This is a genomic window from Spirillospora sp. NPDC049652, assembly GCF_040675125.1.
Lineage (GTDB): Bacteria > Actinomycetota > Actinomycetes > Streptosporangiales > Streptosporangiaceae > Spirillospora.
The window spans coordinates 1-1,238 of the sequence record NZ_JBFAOF010001487.1 but is presented as its reverse complement, the minus strand read 5'-3'; the positions used below and the strand labels follow the sequence as shown (position 1 = coordinate 1,238).

Below are 1,238 nucleotides of genomic sequence, written 5' to 3'. Positions count from 1 at the left end.
GCGCTCGTCGCGGGCGCCCTGGCTGACCCTCCGGCCGCGGGCGGCGCGCTTCCCGCCGCCGCCCGCTTCGCGCGGCACGGCCCCTCCGGTCGCGGCCCCTCCGGTCGCGGCCCCGCGCGGGGCCGGCCCTCCGGTCGCGGCGGGTCCGGTCATGGCAGCACCCCCTGGCTCTGCAGCGCGTCCCCGATGAGCGTCCGCAGGGTCCGCAGCGTCCGCGGCGGGTCGATCGACCGGGGCGGCGACAGCGTCACGGCCGTCACCGTCGACACGTTCTGGTAGGTGGGGGTCATCGGGCGCGGCACGGCGGTGCGCAGCGCGTCCTTGATGGTCTGCCTCATCGGGTACGTCCGCGCCATCCCCGGCGCGTCGTACACCGCCTCGATCGTGGGCGGCAGGCCGTCCTCCACGGCCGCGACGCGCTGGCTCTCCGGGTCGCGCAGGCACAGCGCCGCCTGGAACGCCGCCTCCGGGTGCCGCGAGTAGCGGCTGACCGCGAAGTTCGCGCCGCCGAGCGGGGACCGCCCGGCGCCGCCCAGGCCCGGGTACGGCGCCCAGCGGAAGTTCCGCGCCATCCCGGGGCGGTTGGCGGCCATCGAGGCGTACACGAACGGCCAGTTGATCTCGTAGGCGGCGCGTCCGGACTCGACCGCCAGGCGCGCGTCGTCCTCCTTGGTGTTGGACATCGACGGGTCCGCGGCCTTGGACCGGGAGAAGGCGCGCATCAACCGCAGCGCCGCGAGGGCGGGCGGCCCCAGCGCGACCCGCTCGCCGTCCGGGGTCAGGATGCTCCCGCCCGCGGACGCGACCAGGCTGTTGAACCAGACCACCAGACCCTCGTACTGCGCGCCGGTGACCTCGCCATAGGCGGGTTTGCCCTCCCGCGCCAGCCGCGCGGACTCGGCCATCAGGCCCGTCCAGGTGCGCGGCGGGTCGGGGATGAGGTCGGACCGGTACCAGAGCAGCTGGACGTTGGTGTTGTAGGGCGCGGCGTAGAGCCTGCCGTGCCAGGTCGCGGTGCCGAGCGGCCCGGCGAGCGTGCCCCGCCGGGCCCGCGCCGCGTCCGCGCCGGTCCACTCGCGGATCCAGCCCGCCTCGGCGAGTTCGGCCGTCCAGGTGACGTCCAGGCCCAGCACGTCCAGCCCGCGGTCCCCGGCCGCGAGCCGCCGGACGAGCTGCTCGCGCTGGTCGTCCGCGCCGCGCGGGAGCGTGTTCAGCCGGATCCGGTACGCGCCGCGCGC

1 protein-coding gene is annotated in these 1,238 nt (G+C 77.0%); it reads right to left on the bottom strand.

The features are described 5' to 3' along the window. Positions 1 to 149: 149 nt before the first annotated feature. Positions 150 to 1,238, bottom strand: a 1,089-nt coding sequence (locus AB0J52_RS41340; protein WP_500188735.1) for an ABC transporter substrate-binding protein, incomplete at its 5' end; no start/stop codon positions are given.